The sequence below is a fragment of the Achromobacter sp. Marseille-Q4954 genome, assembly GCF_943737025.1.
In the GTDB taxonomy this organism is placed as follows: domain Bacteria; phylum Pseudomonadota; class Gammaproteobacteria; order Burkholderiales; family Burkholderiaceae_B; genus Achromobacter; species Achromobacter bronchisepticus_A.
This window is the reverse complement of the sequence record NZ_CALSFQ010000001.1, coordinates 2,823,007-2,836,093: the sequence shown is the minus strand read 5'-3', so window position 1 is coordinate 2,836,093 and position 13,087 is coordinate 2,823,007. Positions and strand designations below refer to the sequence as shown.

Below are 13,087 nucleotides of genomic sequence, written 5' to 3'. Positions count from 1 at the left end.
CTACTCCGCGCCGCGCTCCCAGCGGCGCTGGATGGCCTTGGCCGCGACCACGCCGTCGGCCATGGAGGTGACCACGCAGGGATGCATGCGGTGCGCCACCTCGCCCACAGCGTAGATGTCGGGCACGCTGGTTTCGGCGGTGGCGAAGTCCGTGCGGATGTAGCCGCGCTCGTCGCGGGCCAGGTGCAGGCTGTCGGCAAAGCCGGCCTGGGGCTCCCAGCCGTAGAAGACCAGGATCAGGTCGTACTGCTTGCCGTCCACGCTGCGGGTGGCGGGGTCGACCTTGTACGGTCCGATATGCACGCCTTCGCGGCCGGCGCGCGTCACCCATTGCTGTTGGGCGCGGACGCTGCGGGCATAGAGATGCACGCTGCGGGCGCCGCGGTTACGCACGTAGACGTAGTTTTCGAAGGCGTTGTCGCCGCCGCCCAGCACCGCCACCGACAGGCCCGAATAGTCCTGCGCCACGATGGGCGAGCCCGGGCCGATCAGCACGCCGGGCCAGGATGCGCCCGGCGGATGGTCCGGCAGCCCCTTGGCGCGCACGCCCGAGGCGATCACCAGGGTGCGTCCGCGCACCAGGGATTCGGCGCCGTCGGCGCCTGCCAGCGTGGCCTCGATGCCGCCCTTGCAGGGACGCACCCCGGTTACGCGGGTTTCCAGCCGCAGCGGCACGCCGGCCGCGCGCACGCTGGCGTCGATATTGGCGGCCACCTGCTGCCCGGTCACGCCGGGCAGCACGGCGATCCAGTCGTCGGCGAAGGGATTGTCATTGCCCAGCCCGCCCAGCCGGGGGCCAGCCTCGACCAATAGCGGGGACAGGCCCAGGCGCGCCAACCACAGGGCGCAGGAGGCGCCGGCGGGGCCGCCGCCTACAATGACCGAATCGTGCATCTGTTGCATTTCACCCCTTATTGACTGCGCCGGCGCCTCGCGGACGCCCGGACATGGCCGGATTGTAGCCAGCGCGCCGCCCCCGTTCCGCTGTCGCCTTACAATTCCGGGCTACCCCACCCAGGTTTTCATCATGCCTACACGCCGCATCATTCTTTCCGGGCTTGCGCTCGACGCCCGCATCGGCATCCTCGAGCACGAGCGCCGCGCCACCCAGCCCCTGCATGTCGACGCCGATTTCGACGTGGACATCCAGCGCTCGGTCGACGACCATGACATCCACAGCGTGCTGGACTACCGCCGGCTGCGCGAGGCCATCGTGGAAGAATGCACGCAGGCGCACGTGAACCTGATCGAAACCCTGTCGGAGCAGGTCGCGGCGCGCCTGCTGGCCGACTTCCAGGAAATCCGCGCGCTGCGCCTGCGCATCAGCAAGCCCATGGCCTTTTCCGACTGCGCGGCGGTGGGCGTGGAAATCCAGATCACTCGCTGACCATGAACGACATAGCTACCCCCGAGGTGCGCTTTCGCACCGAGGCCGAAGAAAAGGCCCGCCACGAAGGCAACAAGCTGACCAAGCGCCTGGCCCGCGAAACCACGCGCGCCCTGTCCGACTACAACATGATTGGAGAAGGCGACCGCGTCATGGTCTGCCTGTCGGGCGGCAAGGACTCCTACGCGCTCCTGGACATCCTGCTGCAGTTGCAGAAGCGCGCTCCCTTCAAGTTCGAGCTGATCGCGGTCAACCTGGACCAGAAGCAGCCGGGCTTTCCCGACCACATCCTGCCCCAGTACCTGACGGAACTGGGCGTGCCCTTCCACATCGAGACGCAGGACACGTATTCCATCGTCACGCGCGTGCTGGAAGAGGGCAAGACCATGTGCTCGCTCTGTTCGCGCCTGCGCCGCGGCATCCTGTACCGCGTCGCCTCCGAACTGGGCGCGACCAAGATCGCGCTGGGCCATCATCGCGACGACATCCTGGGCACGTTCTTCCTGAACCTGTTCTACGGCGGCAAGGCCAAGGGCATGCCGCCCAAGCTGGTGTCCGACGACGGCCGCCACACAGTGATCCGCCCCCTGGCCTATGTGCCGGAAACCGATCTGATCGCCTACGCCGAACTCAAGCAGTTCCCCATCATTCCCTGCAATCTCTGCGGTTCGCAAGAGAACCTGAAGCGCAAGGAAGTGGGCCGCATGATCAAGGAATGGGACAAGCAGCATCCAGGCCGCTCGTGGAACGTGTTCAACGCGCTGTCGCGCGTGGTGCCTTCGCACTTGATGGACCGCGACCTGTTCGACTTCGTGGGCCTGAAGCCCACCGGTCTGCCTGACGCCAATGGCGACACGGCGTTCGATGCCGAAGACCCGCAGGAAGATGCCGGCGAAGCCTGTGGCGATACGCCGCAAGCGCTGGAGCCCGGCGCCATCGTCGAGAAGAAGGTGACGTTCACGCGCGGCTGAAAACGGCGCGCGGGAATTGAAAAAGGCTGCCCAGGGCAGCCTTTTTCATTTGCAGGCGCTACGCCTACGCATTCAGCACGCGAATCGGCTGGCCCGACTTCCACGCCTTCACCGCCTCCAGCGCGTTTTGGTAGAAGGCTTCGAAGTTCTCGCGGCTGACGTAGCCCAGGTGCGGCGTCAGGATCACGTTGTCCAGGTCGCGCACGGAATCCGTGGGCGACAGCGGTTCCTCGGGATAGACGTCCAGGCCGGCGCCGGCGATGCGGAACTTCACCAGCGCGTCCATCAAGGCTTCCTGATCCACCAGGCCGGCGCGCGAGGTGTTGACCAGGTAGGCGGTCGGCTTCATCGCGGCCAGGGCTGCCGCGTCGACCACATGGCGGCTGCGTTCGGACAGGATCAGATGCAGGCTGACGACGTCGGACGTGGCGAAGAGCTCGTGCTTGTCCACCCGCTTCACGCCCGCCGCCTCGGCGCGCTCGTCGGTCAGGTTGGGACTCCAGGCCACCACGTCCATGCCGAAGGCCAGCCCCACCTTGGCCACCGCCGCGCCCAGCTTGCCCAGACCCAGCACGCCCAGGCGCTTACCCGCCAGCGGCTCGGGCATGCCCGTCTGCCACATGCCGCGGCGCATGGCGGCGTCTTCGGTGGGCAGATGCTTGAACAGGCCGAGGATGTGCGCCCAGGCCAATTCAGCCGTGGCGGTGTTGGCCTCGGCGCTGCCGGGCGCGCCGCACACGACGATGCCCTGCTCGGCGCAAGCCTGCATGTCGATGGCGTTGTTGCGCATGCCGGTAGTGACCAAGAGGCGCAGGTTCGGCAGCGCGCGGATCCGTTCCGCAGGGAATGGTGTGCGCTCGCGCATCGCGACGATCACCTCGAAGGGTTCGAGCGTGGGCTCGACCTGCCCCTCGGGAATGAAGTTGTTGAAGATCCGCACCTCGGCGTTGCCGCCCAGCGAGGTCCAATCCGCATAGCGCTTGGCTACGTCGTGGTAATCGTCGAGTATTGCGATTTTCAAGAGCTGTCTCCGGGGGCTTGGCGCCTGTGGCGCCAGCCTCCCGGCCGGCGCCGCGCGCCGGTCAGTTCAAGCGGGCTTTGAATTGCTCCAGCGGCAAGGCGCCGCTGACGCGCGAGCCGTCTGCAAAGAACGTGGTCGGCGTGCCGCGCACCATCAGCTTCTGGCCCAGGGCCAGCAGCTTGTCCTCGGGTACGTCGCAATTCGCGGTGGCGGGCTTCTTGCCGCGCAGCATCCAGTCGTCCCAGGTCGCGCCCGGGTCCTTCGAGCACCACACGTCGCGCACCTTGTCCTTGGAATCGGGCGACAAGATGGGATAGAGGAAGGTGTAGACGGTGATGTTGTCGACGTTTTCCAGCGTCTTGCGCAATTGCTTGCAGTAGCCGCAATTGGGGTCTTCGAAGATCGCGACCTTGCGCGAACCGTCGCCCTTGACCTGCTTGATGGCGAGGTCCAGCGGCAGCTGGTCGAACGACACGGCGCTCAGGCGCTCCTGCGTTTCGCGGGTGACGTCGCGGCGCGTCATGGCGTCGATCAACGGACCTTCCATGACCCAGGTCACCTTTTCATCCGTATAGATCAGGTCCATGCCCAGCTGCACTTCGAACAGCCCGTAGGGCGTGCGGCGCACGGCCGTGACATCCATGCCGTCGAAACGCTGGCGGAAGCGGTCCTTGACCGCGTCCGCCACGGGATCGGCCGGCGCTACCTGGGTGGTGGAGTAGCTCTTGTCGCCCTTGCCGGGCTGGCCCACGGACTGGGTGGAGACGGACTTGTCGCCCTGGGCCGCCGCGCCGGCGGACATGCCCAGGCCCGCGGCCAGGAAACAAGCGGCCAAGGTGGCGGATATGCGGAAATTCATCGGTACTCCTGTACTTATCTATCGTGTTCTTGTGCGGAAAGGGTAACCGATCCGCGCCTGGGCGAATCCGGCCTGCACGGGCAGGCGCCCCCTATGAGTCAGACAATCCGCCCGCGGGCGAGGTTCCGCGGGACGGATCCGGCCCTAGTTGGCCGAAGCGCCGGTGATCAGGCGGCGCTTGATCAGAGGCGCCCGTTCGACCCAGTGCATGCCGGCATTGCGCAGCCAGACCAGCGGCGTCGCCCGCGACGCGAACAGCTTGTGCAGGCCGTCGGTGGCCAGGCGCATGGCCAGCACCGGCTCGGCGCGCGCGCGCTGGTAGCGGTGCAGCACGCGCAGGTCGCCCGCCGCACGGTAGGCTTCGCGGCCGGCGACGACGCGGGCCAGGGCCTCGACGTCGCCCAGGCCCAGGTTCAGCCCCTGGCCTGCCAGCGGGTGCAGGCGGTGCGCCGCGTCGCCCGCCAGCGCGATGCCGGGCGCAACCATCTGGGCGCGCTCCAGCGTCAAGGGGAATCCATGCAGCTTGCTGCGGACCTTCAGCGCGCCCAGGCGGCCTTCGGCGGCGTCGGCCAGCAGGGTTTCCAGGCGGGCAGCCTGCTCCTCGGACGGCAAGGCCAGCAGCGCCTGCGCCAGTTCGGTGCGCATGGACCAGACCATGGAAACCTGCGCACCGGCGGAGGTATCGGGCAGCGGCAGCAGAGCCAGCACGCCGTCATCGCGGAACCACTGGAAGGCGGCGCCCTGATGTGAACGCTCGGCGTCCAGATGCACCACCAGACCCGTGTCGTCATAGGACACGGATTCATGCTTCAGGCCGGCGGCCTCGCGCAGCGGCGACGCCGCGCCATCGGCGCCCACGAACAGCTCGGCCTCGATGCGCGTGCCGCTTTCGGTGTCGATGGCGCCGTCGCGGTAACCCGTGCAGCGGTCCTCCAGCCAGGGAATGCCGAACATGCGGACGGCCTGGATCAGCACGCGCTCGATTTCGCCGGACTCGACGATCCAGGCCAGTTGCGGCAGCGCCGCCTGCCAGGCGCTCAGATTCACCTGACCGTCGGCATCGCCGTGGATTTCCATGGCGTTGACCGGCGTCAGCCGGGACGCGGGCATGGCGTCCCACACGCCGAGTTCGGCCAGAAAGCGCTGGCTGGCGGGCGAAATGGCGTAGACGCGCGGATGGTAGCGGTCGGGATCGGCCGGCGGCACGCTGGCGCGCGGCGCCAGCACGGCCACGCGTTGGCCGCGGCGGGCCAGCGCCAGGGCAGTGGACAGGCCGACGATGCCGGCCCCGCAAACGACGATCTGATGGCTCATCTTGCGCTCGGCTCCCCGGCCTGTTTCGGCCACAGCACCCACATCTGGCCGCGCTGCTTCATGCGGCCGGCTTGCTGGCCGGCGTCGTCGCCGTAGCCCCAGTAGAAGTCGGCGCGCGCGGCGCCGCGGATGGCCGTGCCCGTGTCCTGGGCCAGCACCAGGCGCTGCAGCGGCCGATCGGACGCGGGATAGGTGGTGGCCAGGAATACCGGCGTGCCCAGCGGCACGAAGCCCGCGTCGACCGCGATCGAACGCATGGGGGCCAGCGGCACGGCGTAGGCGCCCTTGGGGCCTTGCTCCGGGTCGATCACCGCCTCTTCACGGAAGAACACCACCGCCGGGTTGGCGTTGAGCATTTCCGGCACGCGCTTGGGATTGCGCTGGGCCCAGGCGCGGATGTTCTGCATGGAGGCCTGGTCGGCCGACAGCTCGCCCCGGTCGATCAGCCAGCGGCCAATCGAGGCATAAGGCTGGCCGTTATGGTCGGCGTAGGCCACGCGGATGGTCTTGCCGGAATCGGGGCCGTCGGTCAGCTGCACACGGCCCGAGCCCTGCACCTGCAGGAAGAAGTTGTCGACGGGGTCGTCCACCCACACCAGCACGGGCGGACGGCGGCCTGACGATTCGATGGCGGCGCGCGAGTCATAGGGCACCACCCGCTTGCCGTCCAGCTTGCCGCGCACGCGCTTGCCCGCCAGTTCCGGATAGATCGAACCCAGGTCGATGGTCAGCAGGTCCGCCGGCACGGTGTACAGCGGCCATTGATGGCTGCCGCCCTGGCGGCGCGAGCCGCGCACCAGGGGCTCGTAATAGCCCGTCACGGTATTGGCGGCCGGCTTGCCGTCGGCCGCGTTCAGGCGCCAGGGCTGCAGATAGGTCTGGAGGAAGCGGCGCACGCCCTCGCCATCGCCCGCGGCAGGCGCGCGGGACGGATCCGCGGCGGCGGCGCAGACCGGCTGCCAGGCCCGCGGCGTGGCGCGCGCCGGCGCGGCCAGGTTGCCGCTGGTCGGCCGCATCAGGCCGCGGCAATTGCGCAGGAACAGGGGCCAGAAGCGCGACAGGTCATCGTTGGTCCAGCCGGGCATCTCGGCCCAGTTCGCCGCCTTGTACTTGCCCGCCAGCGCGCGCGGCGGGGTATCGGGCAAGGACGCCAGCGACGGCACCACCAGCGGGCCGTCGGCTGCGGGCGCGGACGGGCCGGGGATGCCGGTCGAACCGGAGTCGGGAGGGATATCGGAGGGGGTGGAACATGCCGCCAGCAAGACGGACAGCACGGACAGACTGAGAATGCGCTTCATGAGCAAATGAAAAAACGTGCGACGGATAGCCGGGCCATTCAATGCAGGGTACGCGGCATGGCCAGGACGAATTCGGAGATCGGCACTTCGAACGGAATGCCGTTCTCGCCGACGCAGTGGTAAGTGCCGCGCATCGTGCCCACCGGCGTGGGCAGGGGACAGCCGCTGGTGTACTCGAAGGTTTCGCCGGGCGCGAGCAAGGGCTGCTGCCCGACGATGCCCAGCCCGCGCACTTCCTGCACGCGCTGGTTGCCGTCGGTGATGATCCAATGGCGGCTGATCACCTGGGCGGGATGCTCGCCGGTATTGGTGATGCGGACGGTATAGGCGAACACGAACTGCTGTTCGCCAGGATCGGACTGTTCAGGCACGAAGCGCGGAGAGACAGAGACGCTCAGGTCGTAAGGTTTCACAGTCCTTCCCTGTGTGGTGCTGGCGGGCGGCCGTGGTACGGCGCCTGACGCTGGAAAAGACACGGTTCCCGGACCCGCCGGGCCGGGCCATTCCCGGTACCGCGCCTCAAACTGCAATAATGGCACATTATGCCCTCCCCGATCCCGAACATCATGTCTACCCAACAGGCTTCCACCCGCATCACCCCCAGCATCCTGTCGGCCGACTTCGCCCGCCTGGGCGAGGAAGTCCGCAACGTCGTCGCCGCCGGCGCCGACTGGATCCACGTGGACGTGATGGACAACCACTATGTCCCCAATCTGACCATCGGCCCGATGGTGTGCGCGGCCATCCGCCCCCATGTCCAGGTGCCGATCGACGTGCATCTCATGGTGGAACCGGTGGACGACCTGGTGCCGATGTTCGCCAAGGCCGGCGCCGACTACATCAGCTTCCACCCGGACGCCAGCCGCCACGTGGACCGCACGCTGTCGCTGATCCGTGAAAACGGCTGTAAGGCCGGCCTGGTGTTCAATCCCGCCACCCCGCTGTCCTACCTGGACTACGTGATGGACAAGATCGACCTGATCCTGATCATGTCGGTGAATCCGGGCTTCGGCGGCCAAAGCTTCATCCCGGGTGCGTTGAGCAAGCTGCGCGAGGCGCGCGCCCGCATCGACGCCTGGACGCAGGCCGGCGGCCAGGAAATCGTGCTGCAGGTCGACGGCGGCGTGAAGATCGACAACATCGCTGAAATCCGCCGCGCCGGCGCCGACACCTTCGTGGCCGGCTCCGCCATCTTCGGCAAGCCGGACTATGCCGGCATCATCAAGTCCATGCGCAAACAGATCGCCATCGGCGAAACCACCGCCATCTGAGCCGGGGAACCGACATGACCGCTTTTCGCGCCGCGCTGCTGGACCTGGACGGCACCCTGCTGGATTCGATTCCCGACCTGGCCTTCGCCGCCAATGCCATGCGCGTGGAACTGGGCATGTCGCCCCTGCGCGAAGACGTGGTGGCCACCTTCGTGGGCAAGGGCGTGGACAACCTGGTGCGCCGCAGCCTGGCCGGCAGCCTGGATGCAGCCGACCCCTCTGCCGCCGAGTTCGACGTGGCCCGCGCCGCCTTCTATCGCCATTACCACCTGTCCAATGGCGAAAAGGCGCAGATCTATCCCGGCGTCATCGACGGCCTGAAGCTCATGCGCGAGCAAGGGCTGAAGCTGGCCGTCGTCACCAACAAGCCCACCGAATTCACCCTGCCGCTGCTGCAGCGCACGGGCCTGGCGGGCTTTTTCGACGCCGTGGTCTGCGGCGACACCTGCGAGCGCCGCAAGCCCGATCCGGATCAGGTGGTGCATGCCTGCGACCTGCTCGGCGTCGCCATGCACGAAGCCGTGACCATCGGCGATTCGGTCAATGACGCCCAGGCCGGCCGCAGCGCCGGCACCCAGGTCCTGGTCGTGCCTTATGGTTACAACGAAGGCCGGGACGTGCGCGAGCTGGATGTCGATGGTATAGTTGACACGCTAGTCGCCGCCGCCCAGTGGGTCGCGCTCTGGAATCAAAACCAGAACGCGGCAAGAACAGGCTCCTGAACACCCGGCGGCGCACCGCGAATTCAATACTGAACAAAGCTCAATGAACGTTTCCATCCAGAACCAAATGCTCGGCGCCTCGTGGCGCTGGTGGCGTTTGTCTTCCGGGTGGCGATGATCCCTCCCGGCCCTGGACGCGTATGCCGCCTAGTGCCGTAGCTGTGTAAATAATCACAGAGCCAAGCCCGGAACCAGTAACCTGGACCGGGCTTTTTTGTTGCGCGCCTGGTCCGATAGCAGATAAATCGCTCACGAGACCCGACATGACCGAAATCGAATTCAAGGCCCTCGCCGCACAAGGCTACAACCGCATCCCGCTGGTCGCGGAAACCTATGCCGACCTGGACACCCCGCTGGGCATCTACCTGAAGCTCGCGCACGCCGGCCCCCAGGGCGGGCGCATGACCTGCCTGATGGAATCGGTGGTGGGCGGCGAACGCTTCGGCCGCTACTCCTTCATCGGCCTGCCGGCCCGCACGGTGATCCGCGCCAGCGGCACCCGCACCGAGGTGCTGCACGACGGCAAGGTCGCCGAGACCCATGACGGCGATCCGCTGGCCTTCATCGAGCAATACCAGAGCCGCTTCAAGGTCGCCCTGCGTCCCGGCATGCCGCGCTTCTGCGGCGGCCTGGCCGGCTACTTCGGTTACGACACGGTGCGCCACATCGAGCCCTGCCTGGGCCCGGCGGTCAAGCCGTTTCCCGCCGGCATGGAAGGCGGCACGCCCGACCTGATGCTGATGCACGTGGACGAGCTGGTCATCGTCGACAACCTGGCCGGCCGGATCTACCTGATGGTCTACGCGGACCCGGGCCAGCCCGAAGCCTACAGCCGCGCCCAGCAGCGCCTGCACGACCTGCGCGCCCGACTGCGACGCCCGGTGGAAATTCCCTACAGCCACGCCAGCATGCAGACCGAAGAGCGGCGCGACTTCAAGAAGGAAGACTATCTGGCGGCCGTGCACCGCGCCAAGGAACACATCGCCGCCGGCGACCTGATGCAGGTGCAGATCGGCCAGGTCATCGCCAAGCCCTTCCGCGATTCCCCTCTCTCCCTCTACCGCGCCCTGCGGTCGCTCAATCCCTCCCCCTACATGTACTTCTGGAACTTCGGCGACTTCCAGGTGGTCGGCGCGTCGCCGGAAATCCTGGTGCGCCAGGAGCGCGTGGTGGAAAACGGCGAGCCCAAGTCGCAGATTACGATCCGTCCCCTGGCCGGCACCCGCAAGCGCGGCGGCACGCCCGAGGAAGACGCCGCCCTGGCCGCCGAACTGAAGGCCGATCCCAAGGAAGTGGCCGAGCACGTGATGCTGATCGACCTGGCGCGCAACGACGTGGGCCGCGTGGCCCAGGTGGGCTCGGTCAAGGTCAGCGACACCATGGTGATTGAACGCTACTCGCACGTGATGCATCTGGTGTCCAACGTCACCGGTACGCTGAACCCCGGCATGAGCAGCATGGACGTGCTGCGCGCGTCCTTCCCCGCAGGCACCCTGACCGGCGCACCCAAGGTCGAGGCCATGAAGATCATCGACGAGCTGGAGCCCGTGCGCCGCGGCATCTACGGCGGCGCGGCTGGCTACCTGAGCTACGGCGGCGAAATGGACGTGGCCATCGCCATCCGCACCGGCGTCATCAAGGACGGCACGCTGTACGTGCAGGCCGCCGCCGGCATCGTGGCCGACTCCAACCCCGAAGCCGAATGGGCCGAAACCGAAGCCAAGGCCCGCGCGGTGCTGCGCGCCGCGGAACAGGTGCAGCACGGCCTGGACGAACCCATCTGAGGCCCCGCCCCCACCGGACATATCCGGGCCGCCGGGCGGCCCCACAGGAGAATTAAATGCTGTTGATGATCGACAACTACGACTCTTTCACCTACAACCTGGTGCAGTACTTCGGTGAACTGGGCGAAGACGTGCGCGTGGCGCGCAACGACCAGATCACGCTGGAAGAGATCGCCGCCATGAATCCGGACCGCATCTGCGTGTCGCCCGGCCCCTGCTCGCCGGCCGAAGCAGGCATCTCGGTGCCCGTGATCCAGACCTTTGCCGGCAAGAAGCCCATCCTGGGCGTGTGCCTGGGCCATCAGGCCATCGGCGCGGCCTACGGCGGCGACATCGTGCGCGCGCAGCAGATCATGCACGGCAAGACCGTGCGGATCTCGCACACGGGCACGGACATCTTCACCGGTCTTCCCACCCCGTACACCGTGATCCGTTACAACTCGCTGACCATCGACCCCGCCACCCTGCCCGACTGCCTGGCCGTGACCGCGACCGCGCCGGACGGCGACATCATGGGCGTGCGCCACAAGACCTTGCCGCTATACGGAGTACAGTTCCATCCCGAGTCGGTGCTCAGCGAGCACGGCCATGCCCTGCTCCGCAATTTCCTGAACCTCGCCTAAGAAGGACGCATCGTGACTATTTCCCCCGCCGAAGCGCTGACGCGCTGCATTGAACACCGCGAAATCTTCCACGACGAAATGCTGCATCTCATGCGCATGCTGATGCGCGGCGAAATGTCGCCGCAGATCGCAAGCGCCTTGCTGATGGGCCTGCGCGTGAAGAAAGAGACCATCGGCGAGATCACCGCGGCCGCGCAGGTCATGCGCGAATTCGCCACGCCCGTGGTCACCCCCAACCCCGCCGACCTGCTGGACATGTGCGGCACCGGCGGCGACGGCAGCCACACCTTCAACATTTCCACCACTGCCATGTTCGTGGCGGCGGCGGCCGGCGTGCCGATCGCCAAGCACGGCAACCGCAGCGCCTCGTCCTCCAGCGGCAGCGCCGACGTGCTGGAAGCCCTGGGCGCCAACCTGGTGCTGACGCCCGAACAGGTGGCCGAGTGCATCCAGGCCACCGGCATCGGCTTCATGTTCGCGCCCGCCCACCATGGCGCCATGAAGAACGTGGCCGCCGTGCGCAAGGAACTGGCCGTGCGCACCATCTTCAACATCCTGGGTCCGCTGACCAACCCGGCCGGCGCCGCCAACCAGCTGATGGGCGTGTTCCACCCCGACCTGGTCGGCATCCAGGTGCGCGTGCTGGAACGCCTGGGGTCGCGCCACGTGCTGGTGGTGCACGGCAAGGACGGCATGGACGAGGCCTCGCTGGGCGGCGCCACCCTGGTCGGGGAACTCAAGGACGGGAAAGTCCTCGAATATGAGATCCACCCCGAGGACTACGGGCTATCCATGATGTCCAACCGGAGCATCAAGGTGTCCAATCGCGAACAATCGCGTGAGCTTGTCATCGAAGCGCTCGAAAATGTCGAAGGCACCGCCCGCGACATCGTCGCGCTCAATGCGGGACTCGCCATCTATGCTGGCAATAAGGCCGATTCCATTCCCGAGGCATTGGCTCTAGCATTTGAACTTATCTCCACCGGCGCGGCGCGAGCCAAGCTGGAAGAATTCTGCGCATATACCCGGAAATTCCTGAAATGAACGATATTCTCGCGAAGATCCTCGCCGTCAAGGCCGAGGAAGTCGCCGCCGCTCGCCAGATGCGCAGCGAAGCCGAAGTCCTGCGCGAAGCGCAGGCGCGGCAGGACGTGCGTGGCTTTGCCCAAGCCATCGAAGACAAGATCTCGCAAGGCAAGCCCGGCGTCATCGCCGAAATCAAGAAGGCCTCGCCGTCCAAGGGCGTGCTGCGCGACCCTTTCAATCCCCCGGAAATCGCCGCCACCTATGCGGTGCACGGCGCGGCCTGCCTGTCGGTGCTGACCGATGTGCAGTTCTTCCAGGGTTCCCACGACCACCTGCGCCAGGCGCGCGCGGCCTGCTCGCTGCCGGTGCTGCGCAAGGACTTCGTGATCGACCCCTACCAGATCATCGTCGCGCGCGCCATGGGCGCGGACTGCGTGCTGCTGATCGTGGCCGCGCTCAGCCCCGCGCAACTGCGCGACTATGAAACGCTGGCAATGGAACTGGGCATGGACGTGCTGGTGGAAGTGCACGACGCCCAGGAACTGGACGTCGCGCTGACCATGAAGACGCCGCTGCTCGGCATCAACAACCGCAACCTGCGCACCTTCGAGACCAGCCTGTCGAACACCCTGGACCTGCTGCCCCGGATCCCCGCCGGCAAGCGCGTCGTGACCGAAAGCGGCATCCTCAAGCCGGAAGACGTGCAGCTGATGCGCCAGCACAAGGTCGACGCCTTCCTGGTGGGCGAAGCCTTCATGCGCGCCAAGGATCCGGGCGCGGAACTTGCGCGCCTGATGGGCTAGGCGAAAAA

Annotated in this window: 14 protein-coding genes; 8 read left to right on the top strand and 6 right to left on the bottom strand. The window is 67.0% G+C overall.

The features are described from left to right. The gene (locus NGK62_RS13370; RefSeq protein ID WP_118933392.1) at positions 1-903 is read right to left on the bottom strand and encodes an NAD(P)/FAD-dependent oxidoreductase; all 903 of its coding nucleotides are present in this window, start codon (positions 901-903) and stop codon (positions 1-3) included. A gap of 124 nt (positions 904-1,027) precedes the next feature. Between NGK62_RS13370 and folB the strand changes: the two genes are divergently transcribed. Continuing rightward, positions 1,028-1,387 (top strand): dihydroneopterin aldolase, encoded by a 360-nt coding sequence (gene folB, locus NGK62_RS13365; protein WP_008164827.1) that lies wholly within the window; start codon positions 1,028-1,030, stop codon positions 1,385-1,387. Positions 1,388-1,389: 2 nt separating this feature from the next. Beyond that, on the top strand, positions 1,390-2,358 hold the full coding sequence (gene ttcA / locus NGK62_RS13360; RefSeq protein WP_251878640.1) for a tRNA 2-thiocytidine(32) synthetase TtcA: 969 nt from the start codon (positions 1,390-1,392) through the stop codon (positions 2,356-2,358). 64 nt (positions 2,359-2,422) lie between these two features. Here the strand turns inward: ttcA and NGK62_RS13355 are convergent, their stop codons facing one another. The 5 genes from NGK62_RS13355 to apaG all read right to left on the bottom strand — a co-directional run bounded on the left by NGK62_RS13355 (position 2,423) and on the right by apaG (position 7,263). Beyond that, positions 2,423-3,379 (bottom strand): D-2-hydroxyacid dehydrogenase family protein, encoded by a 957-nt coding sequence (locus NGK62_RS13355; protein WP_059377213.1) that lies wholly within the window; start codon positions 3,377-3,379, stop codon positions 2,423-2,425. Positions 3,380-3,440: 61 nt separating this feature from the next. Next, the gene (locus tag NGK62_RS13350) at positions 3,441-4,238 is read right to left on the bottom strand and encodes a DsbC family protein (protein WP_059377211.1); all 798 of its coding nucleotides are present in this window, start codon (positions 4,236-4,238) and stop codon (positions 3,441-3,443) included. A gap of 144 nt (positions 4,239-4,382) precedes the next feature. Beyond that, entirely contained in the window at positions 4,383-5,552 is a 1,170-nt protein-coding gene (locus tag NGK62_RS13345) for a UbiH/UbiF family hydroxylase (RefSeq protein WP_251878638.1), read from the bottom strand. Next, positions 5,549-6,850: a murein transglycosylase A gene (mltA, locus tag NGK62_RS13340; RefSeq protein ID WP_251878635.1), complete on the bottom strand. Its 1,302-nt coding sequence runs from the start codon at positions 6,848-6,850 to the stop codon at positions 5,549-5,551. The genes NGK62_RS13345 and mltA overlap by 4 nt, the downstream gene beginning before the upstream one ends. Before the next feature lie 38 nt (positions 6,851-6,888). Further along, positions 6,889-7,263: a Co2+/Mg2+ efflux facilitator ApaG/CorD gene (gene apaG / locus NGK62_RS13335; protein WP_039882644.1), complete on the bottom strand. Its 375-nt coding sequence runs from the start codon at positions 7,261-7,263 to the stop codon at positions 6,889-6,891. A gap of 129 nt (positions 7,264-7,392) precedes the next feature. Here apaG and rpe point away from each other — a divergent pair, with 129 nt between their 5' ends. The 6 genes from rpe (at position 7,393) to trpC (ending at position 13,079) form a co-directional block, all read left to right on the top strand. Beyond that, a complete protein-coding gene (gene rpe / locus NGK62_RS13330; protein WP_251878633.1) occupies positions 7,393-8,121 on the top strand; it encodes a ribulose-phosphate 3-epimerase in 729 nt (242 codons plus the stop codon). Positions 8,122-8,135: 14 nt separating this feature from the next. After that, positions 8,136-8,843 (top strand): phosphoglycolate phosphatase, encoded by a 708-nt coding sequence (locus tag NGK62_RS13325; protein ID WP_059377203.1) that lies wholly within the window; start codon positions 8,136-8,138, stop codon positions 8,841-8,843. Between the two features lie 263 nt (positions 8,844-9,106). Next, positions 9,107-10,627, top strand: coding sequence for an anthranilate synthase component I (gene trpE, locus NGK62_RS13320; protein WP_054455241.1), 1,521 nt, complete (start codon positions 9,107-9,109; stop codon positions 10,625-10,627). A 56-nt stretch (positions 10,628-10,683) separates the two neighbouring features. Further along, on the top strand, positions 10,684-11,250 hold the full coding sequence (locus NGK62_RS13315) for an aminodeoxychorismate/anthranilate synthase component II (RefSeq protein WP_059377201.1): 567 nt from the start codon (positions 10,684-10,686) through the stop codon (positions 11,248-11,250). A gap of 12 nt (positions 11,251-11,262) precedes the next feature. Then, positions 11,263-12,294, top strand: a complete 1,032-nt coding sequence (trpD, locus tag NGK62_RS13310) for an anthranilate phosphoribosyltransferase (protein ID WP_054455246.1) — start codon at positions 11,263-11,265, stop codon at positions 12,292-12,294. Further along, positions 12,291-13,079, top strand: coding sequence for an indole-3-glycerol phosphate synthase TrpC (gene trpC / locus NGK62_RS13305; protein WP_059377198.1), 789 nt, complete (start codon positions 12,291-12,293; stop codon positions 13,077-13,079). Before trpD ends, trpC begins: the two co-directional genes overlap by 4 nt. The last annotated feature ends 8 nt before the right edge of the window (positions 13,080-13,087 follow it).

Bases quoted from the DNA above. Each gene is read 5' to 3' on its own strand.
- NGK62_RS13370 (WP_118933392.1), bottom strand. From the start codon at position 903: ATGCAACAGATGCACGATTCGGTCATTGTAGGCGGCGGCCCCGCCGGC.
- ttcA (WP_251878640.1), top strand. From the start codon at position 1,390: ATGAACGACATAGCTACCCCCGAGGTGCGCTTTCGCACCGAGGCCGAA.
- NGK62_RS13325 (WP_059377203.1), top strand. From the start codon at position 8,136: ATGACCGCTTTTCGCGCCGCGCTGCTGGACCTGGACGGCACCCTGCTG.
- NGK62_RS13315 (WP_059377201.1), top strand. From the start codon at position 10,684: ATGCTGTTGATGATCGACAACTACGACTCTTTCACCTACAACCTGGTG.
- NGK62_RS13345 (WP_251878638.1), bottom strand. From the start codon at position 5,552: ATGAGCCATCAGATCGTCGTTTGCGGGGCCGGCATCGTCGGCCTGTCC.
- trpC (WP_059377198.1), top strand. From the start codon at position 12,291: ATGAACGATATTCTCGCGAAGATCCTCGCCGTCAAGGCCGAGGAAGTC.
- mltA (WP_251878635.1), bottom strand. From the start codon at position 6,850: ATGAAGCGCATTCTCAGTCTGTCCGTGCTGTCCGTCTTGCTGGCGGCA.
- rpe (WP_251878633.1), top strand. From the start codon at position 7,393: ATGCCCTCCCCGATCCCGAACATCATGTCTACCCAACAGGCTTCCACC.
- NGK62_RS13350 (WP_059377211.1), bottom strand. From the start codon at position 4,238: ATGAATTTCCGCATATCCGCCACCTTGGCCGCTTGTTTCCTGGCCGCG.
- folB (WP_008164827.1), top strand. From the start codon at position 1,028: ATGCCTACACGCCGCATCATTCTTTCCGGGCTTGCGCTCGACGCCCGC.
- trpE (WP_054455241.1), top strand. From the start codon at position 9,107: ATGACCGAAATCGAATTCAAGGCCCTCGCCGCACAAGGCTACAACCGC.